Below are 26,332 nucleotides of genomic sequence, written 5' to 3'. Positions count from 1 at the left end.
GCTAATAGTCGTACACCTCCAAATAAGTCATGTTGTTCTGGAATCAGCATGCCCCTCTTTCCCTCTAGGGCAAAAAATAAAGCGGACAGCCTGACTATCCACTTCCTCACATAAAACCATCTGCTGCCCTATCTCACCTGAAAATCTCCGGAAATAATACAGCACATCGTTTCATCTATGAACCCGGGTCACTTGCTCGTGCCAGGGTGAGGCGGATACCTGCTTTCCTGTCAGTCGTTCTCACAACTTATATTAATCTACTACATTTGAACGTATTTGTCAACTCTAATTTCACACTTTTCTTATAAACTTTTCTCCAGACTTGTCTCCAAACTCTTCTTCAGCCAAACAATTCTTCCACTCCCGCCTCCACCTGTCTCCCAGCCTCCTTCCAGCCTTCCGCTAAAGGCCGGAGACGCCTTCCGGTTCCCCGGAAGACGTCCCCCACATCCTGTCCTGGTTCTAAATCTATCTGGCCTTAAAGGTACTGCACCTGGTTTCCGTACATTCGCAGGCTCCGTCACCGTTTATGTCAATACGCTCAGCGCTGCAGCGGTGTTCCTCATTGTAGACACATTTTACTGCGTCGCAGGCAATCTCCAGCCTTGTCTCAGGGGTCTTGAACAGGTTGGTGAACTTGCCTCCCTTGTTCTCGTCAAAGCTTGCACAGCAGGTCTGCTCTGCCGTCATAGCCTTGTTCCCATCCACTGCAATGGCTGCCTTACAGCAGCAGTTGTCAGCGTTGTGCAGGCAGTTCTTTACACTACATTCCAGCTTGGTCATCGTCCTTACCTCCTTCTCCTGGTCTTCATTCTTACCAATGACAAGGATAGTATGTACGGATTATAATTTTTGATTCATGAGCCGCAGGGCTTCAATGCATTTTCCTTCGCTGCCGTCCATATTGTAAAGCTCTCCCTGGGTCACAAAGGTATATACCTGAACGTCGTCCACATAGGCGCCTTTGCCGCCGCTTACGCTGATGGTGAAATCCGAGGGCCGGCAGTTGCTGAATTTAAGCTCTACCTTCCGCTCCTCCTTCACGTCCACGGTCCTTGACTGGGATCCCATGCGTATGGTCAGCCTGCACTTTTCCGCTGCCCCTGTCCTCAGCTTCACATAAGTATCCTTTCCTGTATTGCCCGTCATCCGGCCGCCCAGGTTCTGGTAAATATTCCCGCCGGAAGGAATCATTGCGGATTTTCCGTTCTCATCCTCCACAATGCAGCTTCCTCCGGAAAAACGCCATCCGTCCATGCCGAGGGCAAACTGGGCGTTGAACAGCTTATTGTCCCCGTAATCCCGATAGGTCCAGATGCCGTATCCCATGGTGGAATTTTTAAGAATGGGAGCAACGCCTTCCAGATACAACGATTTTTCATCGTCCCGCAGCTGGGCATTGTACTCGTATCCTACTGTATTGTCCGTAAACAGGAACTGGTCCAGATACACCGGCTTGCCTCCGCTGTACACATGAAGGCGGTTCAGGAACACGGGAACCTTTTCCAGTGCTTCCGCTGCCGTCACGCGTTCATGCTCATTCATGAAGCCCATGGGAATGCCGTACATTGCGCTGGTATAGGCCGCACTGCCGCTGGTGAAGGTGGAGGAATGCATGAAGCCCTCCTGGCTTCCGTCCTTGTGCTCCACCGGGTCCACATCCAGGCGCACTTCCATGGACAGGCCCGGAAACACGGTCTGGCTGTCAGCCAGAAGTTCATTTAAAAACTGGTCGTAAAACCCGTAAAATACGCTTCTGGCCTGGGAATCCCTGGCCGGAAAATACAAGTCGTCATAGCCGGACAGCTTGTGCCCGTACATCTCCTCCAGTTCTTCCAGTTCATAATTTTCCCTGGCGTAATCCACATATCCGCAGGCCTTGGCCATGCTGCGTCCCTTTACCCCGTTTCCCAGGGACGCGCTGGAATCCGTGAAGTTCCAGAAGTCCTCCCAGGTCAGGAACCCTCCGCAGAAATTCTCATGAGAGGATGCCGCCTGATAGAGACGGCCCAAATATTCCAGCCAGGCCGACCGCTCCGTCCCCTCCTGCATCAGCCCCTGGTACCGTTCCATCACATTGCCGGCCCCGCAGTAATCCCAGGTATATCCCACCCTCAGCATCACGCTCAGTCCCTGGGCGGCAGCGGCGTCCATGACACGGTCCAGCTTGTCCCAGGCATATTGGTTGTATGTACAGGGGGACATGCCGGGCTGGAATTCCCTCCAGGGCACCACCAGGATAATATTGTTAAAGCCGTCCTGCGCAATGCGGGCCAGCTCCTGGTCCATATGGCGGCTCTCGCTGTTCCAGAAATTGATGACCCAGTCATCGGAATAGTAGGTGGCTGATTTGAGGTAACCTGCTGTCCCCGCGGCATGGTCCTCTGCCCTGGCAAACCCGGATGTGAACAGGAACGCTGCCGCCCCCAGTATGGCCGCGGCCTTCATATATGGTCTTTTCATTGGTTCTTTCTCCTTTAGCTGTGGTTCTTTTCTCCGCCTCGTTTTAACTCAGGCCACACAGTGAGCAGCATGGTCCCGAAGCAGGCGGCTCCTCCGATGAAGTTGGATATGGGCTCTGCCATCAGTATGCCCTGGGTTCCCATTCCGAATACAGTGGGCAGTATGATGATAAGGGGTATGACGATGATGACCTTGCGGAAAATGGAAAAAAATACCGCGTTTCTGGATTTCCCCAGACCCACAAACACGGACTGGCCCGCAAACTGAAGGGACATCATGAAAAATCCAAAGAAATACATGCGTATGGCCGGGATTCCCGCCTCCACCATGTCACCCTCCCGGTTGAAGATGCGGATGAAGAACGCCGGAAACCAGTCCACAAATCCCCAGGCCACCACTGTATACAGGATACAGACCACGGACATGAATATAATGGCCTTCTGTACCCTTTTATACTCCCCGGCTCCGTAGTTAAACCCCATCACGGGCTGGGCGCTGTTGGTCAGGCCGTTTACGGGCATGGAAATGACCTCCCTGACCGAGTTGATTACGGTCATGATTCCCACATAGAGGTCGCCGCCGAATTTCTGGAGCATGGAATTATACATGATTTGTACAAGACTGTTGGTGATGGACATGGTAAATCCGGACATCCCCAGGCCCACGATGCGAAGCAGCCTGCCGGCGTCCAGCCTCATGGCCGAAGGCCGCAGCTTCAGTATGGTACGCCTGCCGGTGAGGAAGGCCAGAATCCACAGGGCTGACAGCATCTGAGAAAGGATGGTGGCCAGGGCAGCGCCCCTTACCCCCATATGGAAAACAAAGATAAAGACGGGGTCCAGTACAATATTGGTGACTGCCCCCAAAAGCACAGTCATCATGCCCACGGTCCCAAAGCCCTGGGAGTTGATGAAGCTGTTCATGCCCAGACCTGTCATGACAAAGATATTGCCCATGAGATAGATAGTCACATAGGCGTCTGCGTAGGGTATGGTGGCATCGCTGGCGCCAAAGAGATACAGCATGGGCCGCTTAAACATCAGGCCCAGGACCGTCAGCAGAATTCCCACTGCCACCATCATCACAAAGGAATTGCCCATGATGGCCTCCGCCTCTTTCTCGTTTCCCCTGCCTCTCTCAATGGAACACAGGGGAGCGCCGCCCATACCAAAGAGGTTGGCAAAGGCAATCACAATAGATATGATGGGCAGGCAGAGCCCCAGCCCTGTCAGAGACAGGGTGGCATTCTCCGGTATCATTCCTATGTAAATGCGGTCCACAATGTTATACAGCACATTGATGAGCTGCGCCAGGGTCATGGGAACCGCCAGCTTCATGATATTTCCCACCACGCTGCCCTTGGAAAAATCGTTTTTCTTCTGATTGTCCGATTTTTTGTCCAATTGATTATCCGACTGTTTCATACTCCCACCACATTTCCGTTCGTTCTGTCTGTTTTGTCCCGGCCGCACCGAATAACTTTGGAAAAATGCTGCCGACAATGTCTATACCGCGCCCAAATCCTCTGTCCGGTCAATGTCCTTAAGTTCTTCCTCCGGCACCTCCATGGTCCACACATCCTCAGGGTGCGCCTTCATGATTACGCTTCCTCCCCTGTCCCCGCGAAGCCCCATAAGCTCCTGCCTGTAGGCGCGGCTGAATATGGCGGGATTCCCCCGCTTTCCCTGATGGCACACACAGCCAATCCCCTTCCCGGACAGCCGGAAACCATGTATGAATTTCTTCAGGGTGAACGGACTCATATATGGCTGGTCAGCCACTGAAAACAGAAGCGCCTCTGATTCAGGAGAGGCCGAATCAGTCCCCAGCCTGAGGGAGGCGGTGATTCCCTCGCCGCTGAATCTGTTAAGAACCGCCAGCAGTCCCTGGCTTTCGGCCTGCTTTAGAATCTCCTCATACTGGCTGACCACCAGAACCTCTGTCCGGTGCCCCTCTTTTTCCAGCTCCTCCGCCGCCCGGCAGATACAGTCAAGCCCATGGCGGTAAAGCTCCTTCCCCTTAAAGGGTATCAGCAGCTTATTAGAGCCAAAACGGCTTCCAAATCCGGAAGCCATATAGATAAACGATATCTTCATCCCTCATAACCATCCTTTAAAATAACCGGGCAGACCCGTCCTGGTCCAGCTGTCCGCTTGCAATCCCCGCTGTCTCTCCCATGCCCTCCAGCATTTCCCCGGCCAGCGCTGCTTCCTCCGGGGTGTCGGCCTGGTTGAATACCGGCAGGACATCCGCTCCAGGATAGTCTGCCCGCAGGGGCAGCAGATATCCATGGTTTATCAGTGTCATCATATCTTCCTTTTGTATGACCCAGTCCGCCCTGTTTTCCGGATTCCGGCCAAGTCCATCCGCCGCACTGCCCCACGGCTTGCGGTTATCCTCATAGTGTCTGCGGCCGTGGCGGTTCATCAGAGCCCTGGCCTCCTCAAGCCTCAGGCAACAGTCCTCAGCCCGCTTTCCAAGGGATGACAGGCCGTTGAGACATAAAATCATGTCTGTATTGTCCGGTATCACCGGCTCCCCGTCCCTTGGCACCTTCAAAGGCAGGCGCCTGGAGCCGTCAGCCTCCACCAGCACCAAATCCGCCAGGGAACAGGCCTCCCTATATAATTCCCAGCCTGTAAATGCAATCTTTCCCTTCTCCGCCAGCCTTCCGGCCACAGCCAGGCCGTGGCATCCCAGAACGGTCCTGATTTCTTCCGCATTGCCCTCAAAGGCTCCAAAAGCACCGGGGCGGGCCATATGGGTCGTTGTAACCACCAGCACCTTAAGTCCGCGTCTCACGGCCTCCCAGGCCAGTCTGCGGATGGTGGATGTCTTTCCCCCCGCCCCTGCCATGGATATCACAAAAGGGCCCGGTCCTTTCACGGACCGCGCCTGCTCCATCCGTCCCTCCAGCCCCAGGCCATGCCACAGGCTGTCTGTTCCGGTCCATATGCCATATTCGTAAAAATAAGCCCTCATGGCGTTTTCTCCACTTTTACAGTCGATACAAAAACTTATTTTGATACCCCCCGCTTCCGGCTGCTGTTCTATTCCTGCTGGATTTTATCCTGTCCGGCCTTACTCCGGCTTTACTCCGGCCTTACTCCGTCCTTGTTCCGTCCTTATTTCTGGATATTATTCCTGATTACACCATACAAATCAAAACTCAGGATACCAAACACTAATATAACTCCGATGACTGCCATAACTGATTCCTTCCTTCCAATATGTTTTCCATCACTGTGATAGATTCATTATATGTCAGGCAGACCTGCTTAGCAATCCGCATTATATCTAATCTTTTGGTGAACGCCCATCTGTTTTTTGTGCATGAATGCAAAATATTTTAGATTGCCTAAAAATTTTTGCATCTATCTCTTTTTGCCCATCCTGGCAGCTCTCTGAGCAATCAGTTCCCCTGTTATGCTGATGGCAATTTCCGCCGGTGTCTCGGCTCCTATGTCTGTGCCGATAGGCATATGGCACCTTTGGATTTCCTCCAGGGAGAAGCCGTCCGCCAGCAGCTTATCCGTCACCACCCGTATCTTGTTCCTGCTTCCCATGATGCCGATGTAATAAGGATGCAGAGCCATGGCCTGCTTCTGCACGTAATAATCAAACTGGTGCCCTCTGGTCATGACGCACACATAGTCTCTGGGACGGATATCCACATAATCGCTGATATGTTCCATATCCCCCACCACGGTCCTCTCTGCCTGGGGAAACACCCGGGGATTGGCAAATGCCTCCCTGTCATCCATGACCACGCATCTAAATCCCACATGGGCCAGCACCGGAACCAGCTCCCGGGCCACATGACCGCCTCCGAATATATAGACAGTCCCCGCCTGTACCAGGGGCTCGATATAAAACTTACGTCCATCCACTTCCTTCTGGAGGGCATTACTTCCGAAAAGCTCCTCCTCCGGCAGCTGTCCCAGCCCCTTAATCCCGGCCAGGCCCAGGCTTCGGCTGTACAGACCCATCTGCCAGCATGTCTCGTCGGTGATATCCAGTATAAGCCAGCTGTCCTCATCCTTTGCCAGGGCATCCAGGACCTGGCCGCAGAGACCGGACAGCGCCTGGTCGCCGGGGCGGATGTACTGGAAATATACCACCACATTTCCGCCGCACACCATTCCGATATCCGCCACCTGGTTTCTGGTAAGAGTGAATCCTTTGGCAAAGGAAGCCTTGTCCTCCATGGCCTTAAGGGCTGTCTGCATAGCCTGGTACTCCACGGCGCCTCCGCCTACGGTTCCTTCTATGGACCCGTCCTTCCTTACCAGCATCCTGGAGCCGGTTCCCCTGGGAGTGGAGCCGGAACTGGCAATAATGGTCACCAGGACAGCTTCCTCCCCCTGTTCCAGTAATTGTCTTAACTCTGTAAATAATGTTTTCATGACTCCGTCTCTTCCTCCCCGGAAAAATATTTTTTGTAAAGCCGTTCCCCCTCCATGCGCAGTTCCTTTTCCATCCGCAGGTAGCGGTCCAGAAAATCCTTAGACTTGGGCGTGAGCTGCGAAAAACCTCCCTCCGCCCCACCTGACTGTGTAATCAGAAGAGGGTAGCCTAACTGCCGCTCAGCCTCCTTTAAAATCTTCCATCCTTTGGTATAGGACATATGCATCTGCCTGCAGGCTGTCTGCATGGAGCCTGTATGGCCGATCAGAGACAGGAACTGGGCTGCCTGGGGGCCGAAAAATCCTTCATTGCGCTCCAGTGTCAGCTGTACCTGGGGATATACGGCCAGCTTTTCCCTGCCCAGACTGCCCAGGGCGCAGTCCTCGTCCGATTCCACGGCCATGATAATCCCTTCATCCTCCACCGGAATTTCTTCCAGCTGCGCATTGATTTCAGGCTGGCGCAGAGCCCCTCTCAGTCCTCTTTCACCGTGATATGCCAAAAGAGGCCCGATGGCTGCCTTGGATACCAGGACCGGATGGCCCCGTTTCCCGTCATATACAGGACAGGCGGCCATTGCCCGGGAACCCATCATCCGCTGTATGGTATCCGGAAGGAACATGGGGAATTTGGCAGGCAGGATGAATACCCTGTCGCATAAATCCTCTATATAATTTAACCCCATGCAGATGCTGTAATACATCTGAGTCTGCTCATAATCCTGATTGCGCAGGCAGATGACCCGCAGTCCGGCAATATGTTTTTCCACCTCGTCCGCCTTCTGTCCCGTGACCACAACCACCGGCTCGATTCCCGCCCGTTTCAGTGTGATGATGATTCTGCGTATGACCGTGCTGTCCCCCACGGGAAGCATGGGCTGAAAACGGCTGATTGTGCTCTTATGGCCTGCTGCGATAATGACAGCCCCTGTCCTCATAAGTCTGTTCCGCCTTTCTGATAAGTATTATAACGGCCTGATATATGCCTCTAAAGTTCTCCTGTCAGGAGCAAAAGGGCGGACGGCGCCACCCTGAGCCACTGTGGAACCACCCCCGCCGTATCGTGGGTGTGGATATCCTTCTCCTTCTTCCACCACAGACCGTTCTGTAAAGTAATATACCACTCAAAAGGCATTTCGGAAATACATGGGGAGCATACTTTTATAAGATTTGCGTCTTCCCGCCCCATATAAGCCCTGGCGCCGCTCTCTGACAGGGGTTCAAAATCATGTGCCCTGATGCCCACGTATGTTATGGCGTCACCCACGGGACGGTCCGCAGCCAGCTCCAGCCCATCCCAGTCCACGGCCCGTATCCTGCGTTCCCCCAGACGTTCAATCCTGGATATGTTCTTACATCCCGTAAGCCTGGCTGCCTGGCATGTGACCGGGTTCTGGAAGATGTCCCGTGTCCTTCCGGCTGCCAGCACGCATCCTCTGTCCATAAGCAGCAGATTGTCACAGAGCTGATAGGCCTCATCCCTGTCATGGGTCACCATAATGGTCACCCCGTCATAATCCTTAAGGGCATCCGCCAGCTCCAGCCGCAGCCCTTCCCTCAGGTATGTGTCCATGGCTGAAAACGGCTCGTCTAACAGCAGCGCCTCCGGCTCATAGGCCAGACTCCTGGCCAGGGCCACCCTCTGCTGCTGTCCCCCTGACAGTTGGCCCGGATAGCGTTTTTCCAAACCATGAAGCCGGAACCGTTCCACCATCTCGGACACCTTTTGTTCCCCGGCTTCCCGGGACATGGGCCGGCGCCTTCTAAGCCCCACATTTCCCCGTCCCCCTTTTAATCCCACCATGATGTTCTGCTCCACGGTCATGCCCGGAAACAGGGCATAGTTCTGGAACAGGTAGCCCACCCGCCTTACCTGGGGCTTCTCATTGATCTTGAGGGCAGAGTCATAGAGAACACGGCCCCCGGCCGCCTCCCCCTGGGCATAGCGCAGGGCAATCCTGCCCTTGTCCGGGCGGATGATGCCGGCTATGGATTTCAGTGTCATGCTTTTGCCGCAGCCCGACGGCCCCAGGATGCCCAGGCATCCCCGCCCGGCCTCAAAGCTGATGTCCAGGCTGAAACCCTTTAATTTCTTTCTTATATCAACTTCCAAATGAAGATTGTATTCTGAGTTCACGGCTGTTCCCCTTTCATCCCTTCCGGTTCACGGGCCTTAATGCCGCCCAGTTCATCAATATAATGGACAGGAATGCGATGACCACAATCACTGCCACATACCGGTACGCCGTATCCATATTGCCTGCGGCCACCTCGGAATAGACCGCCATGGGAAGGGTCCTTGTTTTGCCTGCTATATTTCCCGCAATCATGGCAGTGGCCCCAAACTCTCCCAGTCCCCTTGCAAAGGCCAGTACGCCTCCGCTGACAACCCCCGGCATGCCTCCTGTCATGAGCACCTTCCAGAAGATGCTCCACTCGCTCATACCCAGGGTCCTGGCTGCCGCCGCCAGGTTCTGGTCCACCTGCTCAAACGCGCCCCTGGCAGAGCGGTACATCAAAGGAAAGGACATAACCACGGCCGCAATCACCGTAGCTGTCCATGAAAATGCAATCTTAACGCTGAAATATTCAATAAAAAACTGTCCTGCCGGCCGTTTGACCCCGAAAATATAGAGAAGAAAAAAACCGGCCACCGTAGGGGGAAGGACAAGGGGCAGCGTAAGCACGCCGTCCCAAATCAGCTTCCATGTTTCATTTTTCATGCTCACCACAGCCCATGCCGCAAAGATTCCCAGAAAAAACGTAATGAAAATCGACAGGCTGGCTGTCTTCATAGATATCAGTATCGGTGACCAGTCCATGGATGGTTCCTCCCTTTTTCCTTACTCGCCTTTCGTGAATCCGTACTCCTCAAATACCTTCATGGCCTCGTCCGTCTTAAGGAATTCCACAAAGTTCTTTGCTTCTTCTGCGTGAGCCGTGTTCTTCACTACCGCCACAGGATAGATGACCTTCCCCGCAAGGCTGCCCTCCGGAGCCTCAGCTACCACTTGCACCTGATCCGCCATGCCGGCTGCGTCGGTGGCGTATACGATACCCGCGTCAGCGCTGGACGCGGCCACCTGGTTAAGCACTTCTGTCACGTTGGTTCCAAAGCTTACCTTGTCCTGAATCTTATCCCAGATGCCCAGGCTGGTAAGAGCTTCCTGCGCGTACTGTCCGGCAGGCACGCTGGCTGGGTCTCCGAGAGCAATGCTCTCTGCCTTCTCAATGTCCTCAAACTTCTCAAACCCCGCGCTGCTGCCTGCGGGAACGATGAGCACAATCTTATTCTCCAGCAGGTTGGTGACGGTGTCGGATTCAATCATGCCTTCCTCGTCCAGGGCTGTCATCTGCTTGGTCGCGGCTGACATGAACACATCCGCCTCCAGTCCTTCCTCAATCTGCGTCTGGAGCTTGCCTGAGCTGTCATACGTACCCTTGACAACCACGCCCGGATACTGCTCCTGGAACATGGGAATCAGTTCATCCTCATAGGCATTCTTAAGGCTGGCGGCAGCCGCAACCAGAATCTCCGCGGATTCGCCTGCCTGGGCTGCCATAGTCTCCCCGGCCGAAGACTCTGCTTCTGTCTCTTCACCGGCGGCAGGTGCCTGGGTTGTCTCTGCCGCTGTCTTTGCCGCGGTGGGGGCCGCCGTTGTTTCCTTTGCCCCGCCTGAGCAGCCGGTCAGGGCTGCTGCCGCCATCATTGCCGCCATCATCATGCAAATCTGTTTTTTCATAATTTAATCCTCCTGGATTTAGAATATTATTTATATACAAACACAGGTACTCGTTATACTCAAACGACCATATCGTCCCCCGCATAAATGCCCATCTGCAACGGATGAGCATTTATACCGGACAAGTGCCTGTATTCCCATATCACTGTTATCTGTCTCTCAGAAGCGTGTCTGAGACTGCTTTCAGACGCGCTCTAGCTTCTGGCGCATTCCGAGGCGCTTCCCCTGAGTATCTTAAGGCCATGGTCAAGACTGCCCATGATGAAGCCAAGGCTCTCCTTAACCGCCTTGGGGCTTCCCGGCAGGTTCACAATCAGGGTCTTTCCCCGGATAACGGACACGCCCCTGCTGAGCATGGCCCGGTCCGTCACCTCCATGGACTTCATGCGGATGAATTCGGCGATTCCAGGCGCATTGCGCTCAGCCACTGCCATGGTGGCCTCCGGTGTCTGGTCCCTGAGGGAAAATCCCGTTCCTCCGCTGGTCAGAACCAGGTCCACCTGGCGGCTGTCCGCCAGACGTATAAGCTGTGTCTTCAGCTGAACCGGCTCATCCGGCAAAAGCAGAAGCTCTGCCACCTCATATCCGGCTGCCTCCAGTATCTCCTTTGCCGCAGGACCGCTCTCGTCCTTTCGCTCTCCCCTGGCACCCTTGTCGCTGAGGGTGATGACGGCAGCCGTAAAGGGACGTTCCTCCGCCGGCGGCTCCACCCGCATCACATCGCCAGGACGGATGATTCCCTCCCGGATGACTCTGGCAAACACGCCCTCCTTGGGCATGATGCACTCACCCATGCGCTTGTAGATAGCGCAGTGGCTGTGACATTCCTTTCCTATCTGGGTCATCTCCATCTGCACGGTCCCCGCATACAGCCTTGTACCCACGGGAAGGCTTCTGAAATCAATCCCCTCCACCACCAGGTTCTCGCCAAAAGCCCCGTCTATGACATTGGCCCCGCGCTCGTTGAACGCCCTCACCTTATCATAGGAGAGAAGGCTTACCTGGCGGTGCCAGCGGCCTGCGTGGGCATCTCCCTCAATACCGAAATCCACCAGGAAATGCCCCTCTTCTATGGCCCTCTTCTCAATTCCCCGTTTATCACTGATACAGATGGCCTTCACCACTCCGGTGGGACAGACATTCTGTTTTGTCTGCTCTGACATATACTTTATCCTCCAATAGCAATCATGTTATGTGCTTCTGTTATCTGACCCGGACGCTCGAAGCAGTGGGCCGCGGGTTTGCATAATACGGCTTGTTCCATGGCCTTCCTCAGTTCCCTCTGAAGCCCCTCATCAGACGGGCAGCCGGTATAGGGCCAGCGGTAATGCCCCTCCTCCTTGGGCCGTTCCTGTCCTTTTCTCAGTATCCGCCTCAAATCCACCCCGTCCTCATAGCACAGACAGGGTTTCAGATAGCCCTGGGAGGTAAGGCGCACCCGGTTGCAGCCGCTGCAGAATTTTCCGTGGATAGCGCTAATCAGTCCGATACTGCCCTTAAATCCCGGTATCCGGTAGTAGACAGCCGGTCCGAAGCCATGGACCCGGTCATCCTCCTCCATACAGGGATATGCCTTCATCATCTCCTCCAGCAGCTCCTGGTGGTTGATGGTCTTAAAATTCCTGCCGTAACCAATGGGCATCATCTCAATGAACCGCACATCCACCGGATACTCCCTTGCCAGCTCCGCCATCTGCCGCCAGCCATCCTGTCCGGATTCCCGGCTGATTTCCTGCGGGACCGCATCCATCTGGTTAAAATCAATGGACACTGCATTGATTTTAACGGATACCGGCATGGCACAGGCCCGCCTGACGGCCTCCATCACAGCGCCCAGGGCGTCGGTTCCTGTTATCTTCTGATACAGGTCCCTGTCCAGTGTGTCAAGGCTTATATTGATGCCGTCTATCCCGGCCTCCGCCAAATCGTCCAGATACCGCTCCAGCAGCACGCCGTTGGTGGTTATGGTTACCTTCTCAATGCCCGGTGTGCTCTTAAGCTGCTTCACCAGCTGGCAGCAGTCCCTGCGCACCAGCGGTTCGCCTCCCGTCACCCTGATATGGCGTATGCCAAGGCTGGCGGCACAGATTCCCACGGCCTGGATCTCCTCCAGAGACAGAATATCCCACCTGGGCACGCACTCCACCCCATAGGGCATGCAGTACTTACAGCGCAGGTTGCACCTGTCCGTAATAGATATCCTCATATAGTCAATGGTTCTTCCCAATGCATCCTTCATATTGCTCATCCCCTGTTCCGGGCACATCTGGGGTTATGGAATTCCCCGCTCTTGCCTCCGCTTTTACGTTCCAGGTAGATGTCGCCGATCTCCATGGCTTTATCCACGGCCTTGCACATGTCGTAGACCGTCAGCAGCGCCACGGACACCCCTGTCAGCGCCTCCATCTCCACGCCGGTTTTTCCCGTGGTCCTGGCCGTGCAGACAGCCTCAATCTCATTGCTCTCTTTCTTTATGGTGAAATCCACGGTGAGCTTCGTAAGGTTCAGAATATGGCACAGAGGAATCAGCTCAGAGGTCCTTTTGGCCCCCATGATGCCTGCCACTCTGGCAACACCCAGCACATCCCCCTTTGCCATGGTTCCCTGCGCCACCTTCTCCAGGCACTCGGGGCTCATGAAGATACTGCCTCTGGCCACTGCCTCCCGCTTTGTCTCAGCCTTATCCCCCACATCTACCATCAGGGCGTTGCCCTGGTCGTCAAAATGTGTAAATTCCATGTCTGTTTCCTTTCTAACGGTTTGTTAGAGCCCCTTGCCAAACCCGCAGTTGGGGAAGGTGCATTCCGGACAGTTAAGGCAAAGCCCGCCCTGGCCCAATGCAGCCAGGTCATCTGCCGTCACCCGGTCGTCCGCCATGATTCTGGGCAGGACCAGGTCAAATATGGTGCGCTTAGCATACATGACGCAGCCCGGAAGTCCCATTATGGCAACAGTACGGGGATTTTCCCCATCCCTGACCTGGTAATAGGCCAGCAGGAACATGGCTCCCGGGAGCACCGGCGCGCCGTAGGATACGATGTCTGCTCCGGTGTTGCGAATGGCAAGCGGCGTCTTGTCGTCCGGATCCACACTCATGCCTCCCGTACAGACAACCACGTCCGCACCCTTTTGTATCATGTCCAGGATGCTGGCCGTCACCTTGGTATCGTCATCGTTCCATGTCACATGGCCAATGACCTCTGTGTCAAACTCTGAAAGCTTCCCCCGTATCACAGGTGTGAAGGTATCCTTGATACGGCCGTAAAACACCTCGTTGCCCGTTGTAACGATACCAACCTTTTTATGTAAAAATGGTTTCAGCTCCAGGATGGGACATCCCCCTGTGGCCTCTGCGGCCGCCCTTTTTGCTGCCTCCATCTTTTTTTCCTCAATCACAAGAGGGATGATTCTGGTCCCTGCCAGCTTGTCCCCCTTCTTCACTGCAAAATTGCCATGACGGGTGGCTATCATCATCTGACCGAATCCGTTTACCGCCTTAAGCCCACGGTTATCCACCTTCAGCAGGCCGTCACATGCAGCTGTCAGCTCAATCTTGCCTTCCTTTGCCTGGGAACGCTCCATATGCTGCCCTTTGCACATGTCACAGAGAACCTCCGCCGCATCATTCTCATGAAGCATTCCATCTTCCTTCTCCCATACATAGAGCTGGTCCTTTCCCACACTTAAGAGGACCGGGATGTCTTCCTTCGTGACCACATGGCCCTTGCAAAAAACCGCATCCTTTGTCACTCCCTTAATAATCTGCGTGATATCATGGCACAGTACGGTGCCTTGCGCATCCACTGTCTGAATGAGTTTCATTCTATTTAACCTCCACCCGTTATTTTTATTTTCAAATAACGCTTTACATATAGAATAGCACCAGCGTTCGGTTTTGTAAAGACACATACACTGCAAATGGGAACTTATGTGTGGAGGTGTATCATTTTAAGGCCATGTTGTCCATGATGTTGTCATATACACTGGAAGCGGCAGACCATCAGTCTACCGGCACTTGAACCGAGCATCCACCCCCCTATGCTCATCTTTCACAGACATAATCAGGAAGCTGACCAGCAAAAGCCCGCAGCTGACCCATATGGTGCGCTCCCTGAGATAGGCCGTGAGTACACTGCCCATGACAGCTCCTATCGCAAATATGCCGATGACCCCATAGTAGCGGATACATTTATCCCGATGGTCCTTTTTGCCCGTGTGGCGGTACCAGTACAGGTTTTCCGTGGCGCTGCGCAGATTTCCGATACACATGGTGGTGGCATAGGGGCTTCCCTTGATTTTCCTGAAGGCATTGACCTGAAGAGCGCATACAAAAGAGACAATGATATTGGCTGCCATATTCATATCCTGCGGCAGGAATCCCACCACAAAAAGCAGGATGATTTCAATGACCACAATCAGCTGCCTCCAATGAAACCTCCTGTCCTGCTGGTGAAGCCGTTTCACATGCTCCGCCATGTACACTCCGCCTGCAAAGGCCAGGACAGGAGCCAGATACCGCACGGCCATGTTCCACTCCCTGGCAGCCAAATGGCTTCCCATGAGCACGATGTTGCCTGTCTGTGCATTGGCAAACACATTTCCCCTGCAGTAATACGTATAAGCATCCTGAAAACCTCCTGACAAAGTCAAAAAAATACCCGTTGACACAGCCTCCGACATCTGTCCACGGGTACGCATACTCTTTTCCATCTCTACTGCCGCCTTTCCCAAGTTAAGAATCTGATTCTTCCAACTCAAGATTTTACCACAACTCAGACTAAATTAAAATAGTTAAATGTTTCACAGATTCACCACCATTCACCAATCCGAACATGATAAACTTTCTCATGTAAAGAGCTGGACAATTTTACAAAATTATTGTATTATGTAATTACGAAGTTAGTTTTGGCTAACCGCGCAAGCACCGCAAAAGGAGGATTTTACATGAGCGTTGTCATTATCGGAGGCCATGACCGTATGGTAAGCCAATATAAGAAGATTTGCAGGAATTACAAGTGTAAGGCAAAAGTATTTACCCAAATGAGCGCCAGCCTGGATAAACAGATTGGCAGTCCTGACCTCCTGGTCCTGTTTACCAACACTGTATCCCATAAGATGATACGCTGCGCCCTGGACGAGGTGGGAAGCGGCACGGAGATTGTCCGCTGCCATACCAGCAGCGGCACAGCCCTCACAGAAATCCTGGAAGAAAAATGCGCGGTCTGTGCCGTATAGGCTTTCCAATCAGTATCCCTGCTTCACCTCCAGCATCTGTAGGCCCTCCACCACGGAGCCTGCGATGCATCTGGCCTTGTCCGATATGGTGAAGCAGTTTTCATATTCACTTTTTCTGGGGTCTATGTCAGCAATCTTAAATCCCTTCACTACCGGATACCCGTCTTTTATGATTCCCCTCAAAAGCCCTGTAAGGGAAGCTTCCACCGTAACCTCGCCCTGTCCGGTCACAATAATGCCAATAGCCTCTCCCTGCTCCACCATGTCACCAATCAGGGCCTTGCCAAAGAAAATCCCCTTGGCCGGGGAATGGATGACCCGCTCCGCCCCATAGCCGCCGATGACTCCGGGAATTCCGGTATTGGGGGCTGCGCTTCCGTTTCCAATGATGCGCCCCAGATTGTGGCCTCTCATGGTCTCTATCACAAGGTCCACATCCTGTCCGGCTGTAAAGCCCGGCCCAAGGCCGATGGTCTTATCCGCCATATCTCTTTTGGTCCCCAGGTTTTTCTTTGCCAGGATGGCATCCACCAGAGCCCAGGGACGCACTTTTTCCAGCACCCCGCAGTTCTCGTCAATCATGATGGGTACTGCTCCCTGTTCCATGATGGTGCAGGCTTCCCCGTAGCCGGAAGCCTTGATGCAGGTGATTCCCTCCACCTCAGACGTACCGTCATATACTGCTTCGGAAAAGGCCACACATCTGCGGATTGCCGAGGGATATCCCGACTCCAGCACCAGCACAGGGTATCCGCAGCGGTAAAGCTTGTGGATGGTACCGGTAGCAATATCACCGCCGCCTCTTACAATTACCAGTTGTTTTGTACGTTCCGTCATTACACATCCATTTCCTTCCATCTTTAATTATTCTTTTGCCTGTTCAACGGATTGCTTCAGCTCTTCCACCCATTCCTGCGAAAAATATTTTTCGAATAACCGGTCCAGTTCCTGCCTTGTCTCTGTCATGAAGGCGTCGTATGCCTCCAACAACCGGACAGCCTGAGGCGTAAGGGTGGAACCGCCTCCGTTCCTTCCTCCTGTCTCCCGCTCCGTCAGCATGAACCCCCATGCCTTTTCTGACTCCTTTAACATCTTCCATGCCTTGCTGTAAGCCATGTTCATGGCCTGAGCCGCCCCCTGAAGGGAACCCGTTGATTCCACTCCCCTCAGCAGTGCTGACATGCCGGGTCCGAATGCCTTATTTTCAAAATATAATTTCAGTGATATCCCATAGTGAAGCTGAATCTGGTCCAATGATATGCCCCCTTTTTTCTGATTGGTTATATTTTTTTAAGAATAACGTCCTCAAAGATAAAAGCCGGGCAAACCATCATTGAAAGGCCTCTGACATTTTCAGAAACCCCCTGAAGCAATGGTTGCTGCCGGCTTTTGTTTCTCTGTGCATAAAGCTCCAAACTGCTATTTTTTCACTCCCTTTATTATAGCAGATTTGTCTGATTATGCAATTCTTTTTTCAGACTGATTCCCTGCCGTTTCATGACCGCGGCCAGTCTCTCCCTCTGCTCCGGCTCCATGGGCGTCAGCGGAAGGCGCAGGTTGTCCCCGCAGACTCCCATCATGCCAAGAGCTGCCTTCACCGGTATGGGGTTCACATCCCAGAACAGGGCTTCCATGATTTCCAGAAGCTTAAGCTGCATCCGCCTGCTCTCCTTCACATCCCCGTCCAGGTACAGGCGGCACATCTGATGTGTCTCCTTTGGCATGATATTTGCCAGCACCGACACCACACCCTTGCCGCCCAGGGACATGATGGGGACGGTCTGGTCATCATTGCCGGAATAGATATCAAATCCCTCCCCGCACAAAGCCGCTGTCCTGGCAATCAGGGACAGGCTGCCGCCGGCCTCCTTTGTCCCCCGTATATTGGGATGCTCCGATAGAATCTTGTAAGTTTCCGGCTGAATGGTCACCCCGGTACGGCTGGGCACATTGTATAAAAGGATGGGAATGCTCACATGGTCCGCCACTTTGGTAAAATGACGCACCAGCCCCTCCTGGGATGCCTTGTTGTAATAGGGCGTCACCTGCAGCAGGGCATCCGCCCCCAGCTCCTGGGCCTTTCTGGACAGCTCCACCGCATGCTCCGTACAGTTGCTCCCCGTACCTGCAATGACAGGAATCCTGCCGTCCACCTGTTTTACGGCATAGCGGATGACAGCCACTTTTTCCTTGTCGTCCAGGGTGGCCGACTCCCCAGTGGTACCGTTCACCACCACAGCGTCCGTCCCTTCCCTTATAATCCATTCTAAAAGCCTTCCAAAGGCGTCAAAATCAAGATTTCCATATCCATTCATGGGCGTCACCACTGCAGCAGCGCTGCCCTCAAAAATACTGTGTCTCATAAACATCAGTCCCCCGATTCAATCATTATACTATGAAAATATGACAAACTCATCTTTATGGTACCAATTATTTCTTTTTGTCATATAGTGACAATATGAATCCAATCTCATAAGGAGCGTATCCATGCATCAATTCCTCATACTGGGCGGAGATTCCAGGCAGATTTGCCTGAACCGGCTTCTAATTCAGGCCGGAGCCAGGACCCGCTTTTACTATGACAGACCTTCTTCCCCCTTCTCTCTCAGGGAAGCCATGGAAAATTCCCATATCATCCTCTGTCCCGTTCCTTTTACCAAGGACGGTAAAACCGTCTACTCAGAAAACAGCCTGCCCGGCCTGGAAATACACACCTTCACGGCCTGCCTGAAAAACACCCATATACTCTTTGGAGGGAATATCCCCTCCTCTGTCAGGGAACGCTGTGATTCCCTTTCCATTCCCTGCCATGATTTCATGCAGATGGAGGATGTGGCATGGAAGAATGCCGTTGCTACCGCAGAGGGCGCCGTGGCAGAGGCCATAGCCTTAAGTCCGAGAAACCTTTACAGGAGCCGCTGCCTGGTATTCGGATATGGCAGATGCGCCTCCATTCTGGCTGACCGGCTGAAGGGCATGGGAGCCAGCGTGACCGTGGCAGGCCGTGATGCCTCCCAGCTGGTCCGGGCCCATTGTCTGGGATACGATACCTGCCTGTTAAAGGAACTGGAAACCGTCATAGGAGAATTTGATTTTATATTCAACACCATACCGTCCCTGGTACTGGATGCAGCCCTGGCAAAACAGCTTCAGGAAAATGCGGCTGTCATAGACATTGCCTCCGCGCCGGGAGGGGTGGACTTCCAGGCCCTGGAACGCCTGAATATACGGGCCAGATTATGCCCCGGACTTCCCGGCCGTTACTCCCCCCTTTCCTCTGCCATAATTCTTTATGAGGCCGTCATGGAGCATATCCGGGATTCACAGACTCAGTAAGGAATAAGGAGAACAATATGGAATTAAAAGGAAAAAATATAGGTCTGGCCGTCACCGGGTCTTTTTGCACCTTTGCAAAGATAGAACAGGAAATCAGACATCTGAAGGAGACAGGGGCCGTCCTGCACCCCATCTTCTCAGGAAGCGTCCAGTCCACGGACTCCCGTTTTGGGGATACCGGCGAGTTTATGGACCGGATAACATCCATCACAGAAATGAAGCCCATACTGAAAATCGAGGAGGCCGAACCCATTGGTCCGAAGGGGTACCTGGATGTCCTCCTCATCGCCCCCTGCACCGGCAACACCCTGGCAAAACTGGCCAACGGAATCACGGACACCCCGGTCCTCATGGCTGCAAAAGCACATCTGCGGAACGGCAGGCCCCTGGTGATTTCCGTATCCACCAACGATGCCCTTGGCATCAACCTTAAGAACATCGGCCTGCTGTTCAACATGAAGAACATCTACTTTGTTCCCTTTGGCCAGGATGACCCGGTGAAAAAGCCCACCTCCATGATTGCCCGTACCGGGCTCATAGAGGACACTCTGAAGGAGGCCCTGGAGGGCAGGCAGATACAGCCGGTTATACAGGGGGTGTAAGGCCCTTTCACGGTAATAAAAATAAAGGGGATCGGAATCATACTGCTTAAGTATGAATCCGATCCTCACTGTCTGTGTTGGCTTACTGCCTATGCAATATTCCTGAAAATGCTGTTGCTTTTCCTGTCTTTGCTTATGCCATAATCATAGGCAAAAAACATTGGATAACCACTGCTGCCTGTACTGTGGATTTCCCATGGCGTACACCACCAGGGTTCCTGCGGGATATACGGTCTTTTCACCGTCCGCCGCCTCTGCGCCCTCAGCTCCTGCCTCGCTCTGGGCAACCTGGGCGTTCTCCCGCCTCACAGGCAAATGCCAGGACACCTTCATACCAACCCTTTTCCAGCCAGGCCAGCTTGTCCATCTGCTGCCTGTCCGGCGCCGGGTTGGGCGTGATAAGGCCGGGCAGTCCCAGTCTTTGGCGGTTCAGCGCATACAGGATGCCTGCCGACCTGGCGTAGCCGCCTTTACCGCTGGCCTGACGGAAAAGTACTCCTTTTACAAGTACAACTTAAGATTATAATCCGAAATGCACCGGGATTCAATAGGCGGATTATAAAAACAGCTCATTTTCCCGTCTGATATCCCTGACAGGGGAAAGCTTCTGCTCCAGCATGGCGCAGGCCTGCTCAGGCAGGCTTCTGGCCTTCACCGGACAGACGGAAATGCAGCGCATACAGAGGATGCAGCGCGACTGGTCCGTGGAGGAAGGATTGCTCGCAGGAATGGCCTGTACAGGACATCTGGCAGCGCACAGTCCGCAGGATATGCAGGATGCGTTGGTAAGCGGAATCACCGGCATCTGCTTCCAGTCACGGTAAGGACGGTTTCCGGGCACCTGGGGCTCCTGCCAGCCGTCCCCTTCCAGCTTTTCCAGAATTTTGGCCGCAAAGTCAGCCATTTCCTTCTGGTCCCTGCCGTCCGGCCGGCCTGCCGCAACGTCCCGGACCATGGAGTGTTCTGCCAGCAGCGCTGTCCCTGCCCCAATCCTGAATCCCTGCGCCTTTAAGCAGTCGTCCAGTTCCAGCAGGGCGTCCTCAAAGGCCCTGTTGCCGTAGACAGCCGCCGTCACTGCCGCTGCCCCGCCGCCTCTCAGATATGTAAGCTTCTCCGCCGCATATCCGGGTATCCTGCCGCCGAACACAGGCACACCCACAATTACGGTATCCTCCGGTCCAAAGGAATACTCTCCCTCCAGGCTGCAAAGGTCCACATCCTTTACCTTCTTCCCCATCTCCATGGCCAGGCTGAGACAGGCTTTTCTGGTTCCGCCTGTGGGGCTGAAATACACAACGGTTATATGTTCCATCTTATTCATGCTGTTACCTCCGGAATTTTGTATATTCATTCGATATTCTAGTTATTTTATCACATTCTGGGCGGAAAAGCACCATCTGAAAAACAGAATCACCGCCTGCTTTCAAAAATCAGTCAATAACCACCTTGGCCTAGGCAGCCATCGCCTCCTCACTCATCTCCTGGCCGATTCCGGGCCGGTCATTCATCACGTATCTGCCGTTTACCGGAGCCCAGGCATGTCCATGAGGACATCAGTATACTAGATTTTTTACAACGATATACCCGTCTTTGATTTTTCGTTCCTGCATGAACCTTTACATGGCCGCGCATTGTCAATACAATACTATAACTATAGCTTATTTTTTGATAATTCGTAAGCAACATCAACAATCATATCTTCCTGTCCCCCAACCATGCCGCGGCGTCCCAGTTCTATAAGGATATCTTTGATATCTATACCAAACCGGTCAGCGGCCCGGCGCGCGTGAAGAAGGAAGCTTGAATAGACCCCTGCATACCCCAGCATAAGGGAATCTGTGCGGATTACCTGCGGACGGTGCATCAGCGGCTCCACTGCTGTCGAAGCCACATCCATCATCTGATAGATATCCGCATTAATATCATAACCCATACGGTTAAGAACCGCACACAACACCTCAATCTGGGTGTTCCCCGCGCCGGCTCCCAGTCCCCTGCATGTGCCATCAATATATTCTGCGCCCGCCTCAAGGGCAGCCAGACTGTTGCCCATAGCCAGCCCCATGTTGTTATGAGCGTGAAATCCGATGGGGACACTTACTGACTCCTTTAATGCTGAGATACGCCTGCGTACATCATCCGGAACCATATACCCGGCGGAATCTGCCAAATTAATATAATCAACCCCTTCCGCCTCAAAAATTCTTGCCTGCTCCACAATCTTGTCCGGTTCCGCCATATGGGACATCATCAGGAATCCTGCAACAAACAGGCCCTTGCCTTTGGCATACCGTATATGCTGAATCGATACATCCGCCTCTGTAACATGGGTTGCCACTCTCACTGCCCTGATTCCTGTTTCCTCCGCCCGTTTCAAATCCTCTATCGTGCCCACGCCCGGCAGAAGCAGCACGGTAAGCTTGGCATTTTTAATCACCTCACTGGCCGCACGCAGCAATGTCAGTTCATCGACGGCAGAAAACCCGTAATTAATGGATGAACCGCCAATTCCATCCCCATGGCTCAGCTCTATAAAATCCACTCCGGCCCTGTCTAACCCGCCAGCTATCGCCTTCACCTGTTCAACTGTAAAACTATGGCTTACGGCATGGCTGCCATCCCGCAGGGTTGTATCTATTAAATTAATCTTTCTTCCACTCATGCCATCTCTTCCTTTCCATTCAGCAGTCTGGCCGCCACCTTTTCAGCCGTTGCCACAGCCGCCTGGTTAATAATATCCAGATTACCGGAATAGGCCGGAAGAAAATCTCCCGCACCTTCCACTTCTACAATAACCGTAACCTTATTTCCGTCAATAACCGGAGGCACGCGCAGACGGTAGCCCGGAACATAACTTTTTACTTCTTTTACAATTGCTTCTACTGATTCCCTTATTCTTGCTACATCCGGAGTCTTAACCAGTGCATATATTGTGTTGGTCATCATTAACGGAGGATTAGCTGGATTTAATACAATAATAGCCTTTCCTTTATCCGACCCCGCCACTATCTCCAGCGCCCTGGACGTAGTCTCCGTGAATTCATCTATATTGGCCCTGGTGCCTGGCCCGGCACTTTTAGATGAAAGTGCTGACACAATCTCGGTATACTCTGAATCAGCTGCACGATTAATCGCATAAGCGATAGGAACCGCGGCCTGTCCACCACAGGTCACCATGTTAAAGTTATCTGTATCAGATGGCAGGCTGTCCAGATTAACACATGGCACCACATAGGGACCAACTGCAGCCGGTGTCATATCCATAACAATTTTTCCCGCCTGCTTCAAAATAGGCGCGTTATGTAAATGTGCTTTTGCACTGGTTGCATCAAAAACAATTCGGATTTCATCATCAGCAGCCACTGCATCCACGCCTCTAATCGAAGTTTCAAACCCCAGTCCCGCAGCCCGCTTTATCCCCTCAGACTCCACAATACCGGCCATCAGCTTCATTTCCAGGTTGCTGCTCTTCATTATCTTATACATCAGATCGGTTCCTATATTACCTGGACCGATGATACCTGCTTTTATTTTTTTCACAGAAAATGCCTCCTAAAATTAAAATGTAAATCCTAATACACCGTAGACAAATGTTGCCACAACCGTCATACCCAATCCAATCAGCGACTCATACGGAATAATCTTAAGCCTTTCTTTGATTGACAGCTGCAGCGTTCCTGCACTGATATGGAAGAAGCTGCCATGGGGAAGACAGTCAAATACACAACAGCCTGCATGAATCATTACCGCGGCCTGGACCGCCGTCACTCCTAAAGAAAGGATGGTTGGGCCGAATACCTGGGATGCCACGGTAGCTCCTGCTACACAGGATGCGGTAGCCCCACCCATAACAATACCAGACAACGGCGCCAGGATATATCCGGGGACTCCGGATACCTCCACAAGGTTAATCAGTGTATCTTTCAGTCCGGAATTAGAGATAATACCTGATATGGTTCCTGTTCCCAAAAGAAGCAATACAATGCCGCTCATTCTCTGAATACCCGTATTGGCATACTTCAACATCTCCTTGGGCTTTCTGATAGCGATGGCGCCAATCACTCCTCCTATGGGCAGAGCTACAATAGGATCGATGGTAATATTGCAGATTGGACGGAGCATCAGCAGAATAATTGTGCAAAAGGGTCCGGCCAGCGCACGGCCAATGGAAGGAAGCTGCTTCGTCTCAATGGCCGCACTATTGACAGGCTTGGAACCCACCATTTCACCCTTATTCTTAAGTACTGTCATAAATATATATGTAAATACAATTCCAGCTAATGCAGGAATCATTCCCCCCAGCACAACAGAAGTCATGGGAATACCCAGATTCTCTGATAAGGCAATGGTATTCGGATTAGGAGAAATAATATTACCGGCATGGATACCTCCAATCAGGGCAATGGTTGCAGCCGCCCTAGAGTATCTGGTAGAAGCAGCGATATCCAGGGCAATGGGCGCCACAATTACCACTACCACATCTCCAAAGGTTCCTACCGCCTGAAGGACCCATGCAGAAAGAATGATTGCCAGAAGAGCAAAACGACTGCCCATCTTTCCAACAATCGTATGAGCAATGGTTTCCGCCGAACCAGATTCAATCAGGAATCCGGCCAGCATCCCGGCTGCAATGATACGCAGGATACCGGACGCCATGCCGCTGCCGCCGGACACCATCAGGCCGACTGTTTCTGACAGTCCTGCCCCTCCAATCAGTCCGCCTGCCAATGCGCCCAGCATCATGCCATATACCGGCGGGACCTTCAAAATAATCAATATAATTGCTATTACAAGTCCGGCGGCAGCGCCTAATGTACTTATTGTTGCCATAATATACCCCCGACATATTGTCTATCTGATCAACACTGAATTACCGCACCTTTGTCTGCGGAAGAAGCCACTTTGGAATAAAGCCTTAAATAACCATTCGGAATCTCTTTTTCCGGTTTTACCCAATGTTTTCTGCGCTCACTGATGACCTCATCCGGGACATGGAGTTCAAGCTTTCCATCTATAACATCAATCAGGATCTCATCTCCGTCCTCTACAAGGGCCAGCGGACCGCCTTCTGCTGCTTCCGGCGAGATATGCCCTACAAAGCATCCGTTATTTGTCCCGGAAAAACGTCCGTCCGTAATAAGGGCCGTATCCATTGCCAGTCCCATGCCATAAATATACTTCATGGCCTTAAACATCTCTCTCATTCCGGGGCCTCCTTTGGGTCCCTCGTATCGAATAACCACAACCTCCCCCTTCCGGATCACACCACCCAGAATCGCTGTTTCCGCTTCTTCCTCTGAATTAAAGCATCTGGCCTTTCCCGTAAAACGGTGGAGAGGAGGAGCAATAGCACCCGGTTTAGAGATTGCTGTATCAGGCGCCAGATTTCCTGATAATACGGCAACACCGCCTGTTACGGAGAATGGATCATCCACTGTCTTAATGATTTCACGGTTCTCCGGATACCAGTATACCTGCTTTTTAAGGTTTTCATCCACAGACTCCCCGGTACATGTGACGGCGCTGCGGTCAATAATATCAGCCAGATGATCCATTACCCGCGGGATTCCGCCTGCGCGGTAAAATGCTTCCATATCCCACTTCGCTGCCGGATTCACTTTCGCAATCTGAGGTGTTGTCAGATTCAGCTTTCTGAACTCCTCCACCACGTTCATATCCAGTTCCGCCTCATTAGCAATGGCTGCAATATGAAGTACAGCATTGGTAGAGCCGCAGATCGCCATAGTTACTTTAATAGCATTGCGAATAGACTCCTCTGTGATAACCTTTCTTGCCGTAATGTTGTTCATTACCAGTTTCACAATAGCGCGTCCGGATTCAAAAGAAGACTTCAGGCGTTCCCCATAAGGAGCCGGTATCAGGGCGCTTCCAGGCAGGCTCATACCCATTGCTTCCGACACACAGCACATGGAATTTGCAGTGCCCAGGAATGAGCAGGACCCACACCCCGGACATGCCGTATTCTCAAGTGCGCGGTATTCTTCCTCTGTAATCTTCCCGGAACGGGTCATGCCCTTTGCCTCATCAATGGATGTCAGGTCTGATTTCCTGCCATCAAATTCGATTCCCCCCAGCATGGGACCGCCAACGCATACAATTGCCGGAATATCCAGACGCGCCGCAGCCATAAGCATACCGGGAACTATTTTATCGCAGGAAGCCAGAAGAACAATGCCATCAAGCCGGTGGGCCTGCACCATAACCTCAATGGAATTACAGATAATTTCCCTTGATGGAAGAATATAATTCATGCCTATATGTCCCTGTGCCACTCCATCACAGCAGCCAATTGTTCCGAACTCTACCGCAGTTCCCCCCGCACTGTAAATTCCCTTTTTTACAAACTCATTCACCTGATTCAGATTAAAATGTCCGGGAACGCAGGTATTCCATGTATTGGAAATACCTATAAGCGGCTTGTGATCCAGTTCATAATCAGAATACCCCATAGACTTAAAGAGAGAGCGGTAAAAGGGACTATCCTCACCATGCATAATTTCATTGCTTCTAAATTCCATGCATATCC

General features: G+C 52.7%; 27 protein-coding genes. 3 read left to right on the top strand and 24 right to left on the bottom strand.

The features are described 5' to 3' along the window. Positions 1-468: 468 nt before the first annotated feature. The 15 genes from G614_RS0101455 to G614_RS26535 form a co-directional block, all read right to left on the bottom strand. Entirely contained in the window at positions 469-783 is a 315-nt protein-coding gene (locus G614_RS0101455) for a DUF1540 domain-containing protein (RefSeq protein ID WP_027640496.1), read from the bottom strand. Between the two features lie 60 nt (positions 784-843). Then, positions 844-2,463 (bottom strand): hypothetical protein, encoded by a 1,620-nt coding sequence (locus G614_RS0101450; RefSeq protein WP_027640495.1) that lies wholly within the window; start codon positions 2,461-2,463, stop codon positions 844-846. Positions 2,464-2,477: 14 nt separating this feature from the next. Then, a complete protein-coding gene (locus G614_RS0101445) occupies positions 2,478-3,887 on the bottom strand; it encodes an MATE family efflux transporter (protein ID WP_027640494.1) in 1,410 nt (469 codons plus the stop codon). A gap of 81 nt (positions 3,888-3,968) precedes the next feature. Further along, the gene (locus G614_RS0101440) at positions 3,969-4,559 is read right to left on the bottom strand and encodes a nucleotidyltransferase family protein (RefSeq protein WP_027640493.1); all 591 of its coding nucleotides are present in this window, start codon (positions 4,557-4,559) and stop codon (positions 3,969-3,971) included. Between the two features lie 16 nt (positions 4,560-4,575). After that, a complete protein-coding gene (gene yqeC, locus G614_RS0101435) occupies positions 4,576-5,445 on the bottom strand; it encodes a selenium cofactor biosynthesis protein YqeC (RefSeq protein ID WP_027640492.1) in 870 nt (289 codons plus the stop codon). 392 nt (positions 5,446-5,837) lie between these two features. Continuing rightward, entirely contained in the window at positions 5,838-6,869 is a 1,032-nt protein-coding gene (locus G614_RS0101420; RefSeq protein WP_027640491.1) for an XdhC family protein, read from the bottom strand. After that, a complete protein-coding gene (locus G614_RS0101415) occupies positions 6,866-7,807 on the bottom strand; it encodes an NTP transferase domain-containing protein (protein WP_002584301.1) in 942 nt (313 codons plus the stop codon). Before G614_RS0101415 ends, G614_RS0101420 begins: the two co-directional genes overlap by 4 nt. 50 nt (positions 7,808-7,857) lie before the next feature. Beyond that, a complete protein-coding gene (locus G614_RS0101410) occupies positions 7,858-9,006 on the bottom strand; it encodes a sulfate/molybdate ABC transporter ATP-binding protein (RefSeq protein WP_027640490.1) in 1,149 nt (382 codons plus the stop codon). 13 nt (positions 9,007-9,019) lie between these two features. Beyond that, entirely contained in the window at positions 9,020-9,691 is a 672-nt protein-coding gene (gene modB / locus G614_RS0101405; protein WP_027640489.1) for a molybdate ABC transporter permease subunit, read from the bottom strand. 21 nt (positions 9,692-9,712) lie between these two features. Next, positions 9,713-10,612 carry a molybdate ABC transporter substrate-binding protein gene (modA, locus tag G614_RS0101400; RefSeq protein WP_027640488.1) on the bottom strand — a complete coding sequence of 300 codons (900 nt, stop codon included), beginning with the start codon at positions 10,610-10,612 and terminating at the stop codon, positions 9,713-9,715. Positions 10,613-10,806: 194 nt separating this feature from the next. Further along, the gene (locus G614_RS0101395) at positions 10,807-11,775 is read right to left on the bottom strand and encodes an MOSC domain-containing protein (protein WP_027640487.1); all 969 of its coding nucleotides are present in this window, start codon (positions 11,773-11,775) and stop codon (positions 10,807-10,809) included. A 5-nt stretch (positions 11,776-11,780) separates the two neighbouring features. Continuing rightward, positions 11,781-12,860 carry a GTP 3',8-cyclase MoaA gene (moaA, locus tag G614_RS0101390; protein ID WP_027640486.1) on the bottom strand — a complete coding sequence of 360 codons (1,080 nt, stop codon included), beginning with the start codon at positions 12,858-12,860 and terminating at the stop codon, positions 11,781-11,783. Then, positions 12,857-13,351 carry a cyclic pyranopterin monophosphate synthase MoaC gene (gene moaC, locus G614_RS0101385; RefSeq protein ID WP_027640485.1) on the bottom strand — a complete coding sequence of 165 codons (495 nt, stop codon included), beginning with the start codon at positions 13,349-13,351 and terminating at the stop codon, positions 12,857-12,859. The genes moaA and moaC overlap by 4 nt, the downstream gene beginning before the upstream one ends. A gap of 24 nt (positions 13,352-13,375) precedes the next feature. Continuing rightward, entirely contained in the window at positions 13,376-14,434 is a 1,059-nt protein-coding gene (locus tag G614_RS0101380; RefSeq protein ID WP_027640484.1) for a molybdopterin-binding protein, read from the bottom strand. A gap of 183 nt (positions 14,435-14,617) precedes the next feature. After that, on the bottom strand, positions 14,618-15,322 hold the full coding sequence (locus tag G614_RS26535) for a YoaK family protein (protein ID WP_044917318.1): 705 nt from the start codon (positions 15,320-15,322) through the stop codon (positions 14,618-14,620). Between the two features lie 234 nt (positions 15,323-15,556). Between G614_RS26535 and G614_RS0101370 the strand changes: the two genes are divergently transcribed. Then, positions 15,557-15,847, top strand: a complete 291-nt coding sequence (locus G614_RS0101370; RefSeq protein ID WP_002575462.1) for a DUF2325 domain-containing protein — start codon at positions 15,557-15,559, stop codon at positions 15,845-15,847. Positions 15,848-15,856: 9 nt separating this feature from the next. Here G614_RS0101370 and yqeB read toward each other — a convergent pair whose 3' ends face one another. The 3 genes from yqeB to dapA form a co-directional block, all read right to left on the bottom strand. After that, the gene (yqeB, locus tag G614_RS0101365; protein ID WP_027640483.1) at positions 15,857-16,684 is read right to left on the bottom strand and encodes a selenium-dependent molybdenum cofactor biosynthesis protein YqeB; all 828 of its coding nucleotides are present in this window, start codon (positions 16,682-16,684) and stop codon (positions 15,857-15,859) included. 27 nt (positions 16,685-16,711) lie between these two features. Further along, the gene (locus G614_RS0101360) at positions 16,712-17,101 is read right to left on the bottom strand and encodes a winged helix-turn-helix domain-containing protein (RefSeq protein ID WP_027640482.1); all 390 of its coding nucleotides are present in this window, start codon (positions 17,099-17,101) and stop codon (positions 16,712-16,714) included. A 185-nt stretch (positions 17,102-17,286) separates the two neighbouring features. Further along, a complete protein-coding gene (gene dapA / locus G614_RS0101355) occupies positions 17,287-18,210 on the bottom strand; it encodes a 4-hydroxy-tetrahydrodipicolinate synthase (protein ID WP_027640481.1) in 924 nt (307 codons plus the stop codon). A 124-nt stretch (positions 18,211-18,334) separates the two neighbouring features. On the opposite strand from dapA, the gene G614_RS0101350 reads away from it, so the two are divergent. Both G614_RS0101350 and G614_RS0101345 read left to right on the top strand, forming a co-directional pair. Further along, complete coding sequence (locus G614_RS0101350) at positions 18,335-19,183, top strand: dipicolinate synthase subunit DpsA (protein WP_027640480.1); 849 nt, start codon at positions 18,335-18,337, stop codon at positions 19,181-19,183. Between the two features lie 17 nt (positions 19,184-19,200). Continuing rightward, entirely contained in the window at positions 19,201-19,785 is a 585-nt protein-coding gene (locus tag G614_RS0101345) for a dipicolinate synthase subunit B (RefSeq protein WP_027640479.1), read from the top strand. Between the two features lie 144 nt (positions 19,786-19,929). Here the strand turns inward: G614_RS0101345 and G614_RS31010 are convergent, their stop codons facing one another. The 6 genes from G614_RS31010 to ilvD all read right to left on the bottom strand — a co-directional run bounded on the left by G614_RS31010 (position 19,930) and on the right by ilvD (position 26,324). Further along, complete coding sequence (locus G614_RS31010; protein WP_027640478.1) at positions 19,930-20,118, bottom strand: hypothetical protein; 189 nt, start codon at positions 20,116-20,118, stop codon at positions 19,930-19,932. 223 nt (positions 20,119-20,341) lie between these two features. Further along, positions 20,342-21,106, bottom strand: a complete 765-nt coding sequence (locus G614_RS0101335) for a 4Fe-4S binding protein (protein WP_027640477.1) — start codon at positions 21,104-21,106, stop codon at positions 20,342-20,344. A gap of 330 nt (positions 21,107-21,436) precedes the next feature. After that, the gene (dmpG, locus tag G614_RS0101330; protein ID WP_027640476.1) at positions 21,437-22,447 is read right to left on the bottom strand and encodes a 4-hydroxy-2-oxovalerate aldolase; all 1,011 of its coding nucleotides are present in this window, start codon (positions 22,445-22,447) and stop codon (positions 21,437-21,439) included. Next, the gene (locus G614_RS0101325) at positions 22,444-23,325 is read right to left on the bottom strand and encodes an acetaldehyde dehydrogenase (acetylating) (RefSeq protein ID WP_022202789.1); all 882 of its coding nucleotides are present in this window, start codon (positions 23,323-23,325) and stop codon (positions 22,444-22,446) included. Before G614_RS0101325 ends, dmpG begins: the two co-directional genes overlap by 4 nt. A gap of 18 nt (positions 23,326-23,343) precedes the next feature. Next, positions 23,344-24,615, bottom strand: coding sequence for a GntP family permease (locus tag G614_RS0101320; RefSeq protein WP_027640475.1), 1,272 nt, complete (start codon positions 24,613-24,615; stop codon positions 23,344-23,346). 29 nt (positions 24,616-24,644) lie between these two features. Further along, positions 24,645-26,324 carry a dihydroxy-acid dehydratase gene (ilvD, locus tag G614_RS0101315; RefSeq protein WP_027640474.1) on the bottom strand — a complete coding sequence of 560 codons (1,680 nt, stop codon included), beginning with the start codon at positions 26,322-26,324 and terminating at the stop codon, positions 24,645-24,647. Positions 26,325-26,332: the final 8 nt, after the last annotated feature.

The organism is [Clostridium] clostridioforme AGR2157, from assembly GCF_000424325.1.
GTDB classification, from domain to species: Bacteria; Bacillota; Clostridia; order Lachnospirales; family Lachnospiraceae; genus Enterocloster; species Enterocloster clostridioformis_A.
Note: the sequence above shows the minus strand (reverse complement) of the source record. Positions and strands in the feature narration are given on the sequence as shown.

Bases quoted from the DNA above. Each gene is read 5' to 3' on its own strand.
- G614_RS0101450 (WP_027640495.1), bottom strand. From the start codon at position 2,463: ATGAAAAGACCATATATGAAGGCCGCGGCCATACTGGGGGCGGCAGCG.
- G614_RS0101415 (WP_002584301.1), bottom strand. From the start codon at position 7,807: ATGAGGACAGGGGCTGTCATTATCGCAGCAGGCCATAAGAGCACAATC.
- dapA (WP_027640481.1), bottom strand. From the start codon at position 18,210: ATGAGACACAGTATTTTTGAGGGCAGCGCTGCTGCAGTGGTGACGCCC.
- modA (WP_027640488.1), bottom strand. From the start codon at position 10,612: ATGAAAAAACAGATTTGCATGATGATGGCGGCAATGATGGCGGCAGCA.
- G614_RS0101320 (WP_027640475.1), bottom strand. From the start codon at position 24,615: ATGGCAACAATAAGTACATTAGGCGCTGCCGCCGGACTTGTAATAGCA.
- G614_RS0101380 (WP_027640484.1), bottom strand. From the start codon at position 14,434: ATGAAACTCATTCAGACAGTGGATGCGCAAGGCACCGTACTGTGCCAT.
- dmpG (WP_027640476.1), bottom strand. From the start codon at position 22,447: ATGAGTGGAAGAAAGATTAATTTAATAGATACAACCCTGCGGGATGGC.
- ilvD (WP_027640474.1), bottom strand. From the start codon at position 26,324: ATGGAATTTAGAAGCAATGAAATTATGCATGGTGAGGATAGTCCCTTT.
- modB (WP_027640489.1), bottom strand. From the start codon at position 9,691: ATGGACTGGTCACCGATACTGATATCTATGAAGACAGCCAGCCTGTCG.
- G614_RS31010 (WP_027640478.1), bottom strand. From the start codon at position 20,118: ATGAAGGTGTCCTGGCATTTGCCTGTGAGGCGGGAGAACGCCCAGGTT.
- G614_RS0101420 (WP_027640491.1), bottom strand. From the start codon at position 6,869: ATGAAAACATTATTTACAGAGTTAAGACAATTACTGGAACAGGGGGAG.
- G614_RS0101350 (WP_027640480.1), top strand. From the start codon at position 18,335: ATGCATCAATTCCTCATACTGGGCGGAGATTCCAGGCAGATTTGCCTG.
- G614_RS0101440 (WP_027640493.1), bottom strand. From the start codon at position 4,559: ATGAAGATATCGTTTATCTATATGGCTTCCGGATTTGGAAGCCGTTTT.
- G614_RS0101335 (WP_027640477.1), bottom strand. From the start codon at position 21,106: ATGAATAAGATGGAACATATAACCGTTGTGTATTTCAGCCCCACAGGC.
- G614_RS26535 (WP_044917318.1), bottom strand. From the start codon at position 15,322: ATGGAAAAGAGTATGCGTACCCGTGGACAGATGTCGGAGGCTGTGTCA.
- moaA (WP_027640486.1), bottom strand. From the start codon at position 12,860: ATGAGCAATATGAAGGATGCATTGGGAAGAACCATTGACTATATGAGG.
- yqeC (WP_027640492.1), bottom strand. From the start codon at position 5,445: ATGAGGGCTTATTTTTACGAATATGGCATATGGACCGGAACAGACAGC.
- moaC (WP_027640485.1), bottom strand. From the start codon at position 13,351: ATGGAATTTACACATTTTGACGACCAGGGCAACGCCCTGATGGTAGAT.
- G614_RS0101455 (WP_027640496.1), bottom strand. From the start codon at position 783: ATGACCAAGCTGGAATGTAGTGTAAAGAACTGCCTGCACAACGCTGAC.
- G614_RS0101445 (WP_027640494.1), bottom strand. From the start codon at position 3,887: ATGAAACAGTCGGATAATCAATTGGACAAAAAATCGGACAATCAGAAG.
- G614_RS0101345 (WP_027640479.1), top strand. From the start codon at position 19,201: ATGGAATTAAAAGGAAAAAATATAGGTCTGGCCGTCACCGGGTCTTTT.
- yqeB (WP_027640483.1), bottom strand. From the start codon at position 16,684: ATGACGGAACGTACAAAACAACTGGTAATTGTAAGAGGCGGCGGTGAT.
- G614_RS0101370 (WP_002575462.1), top strand. From the start codon at position 15,557: ATGAGCGTTGTCATTATCGGAGGCCATGACCGTATGGTAAGCCAATAT.
- G614_RS0101395 (WP_027640487.1), bottom strand. From the start codon at position 11,775: ATGTCAGAGCAGACAAAACAGAATGTCTGTCCCACCGGAGTGGTGAAG.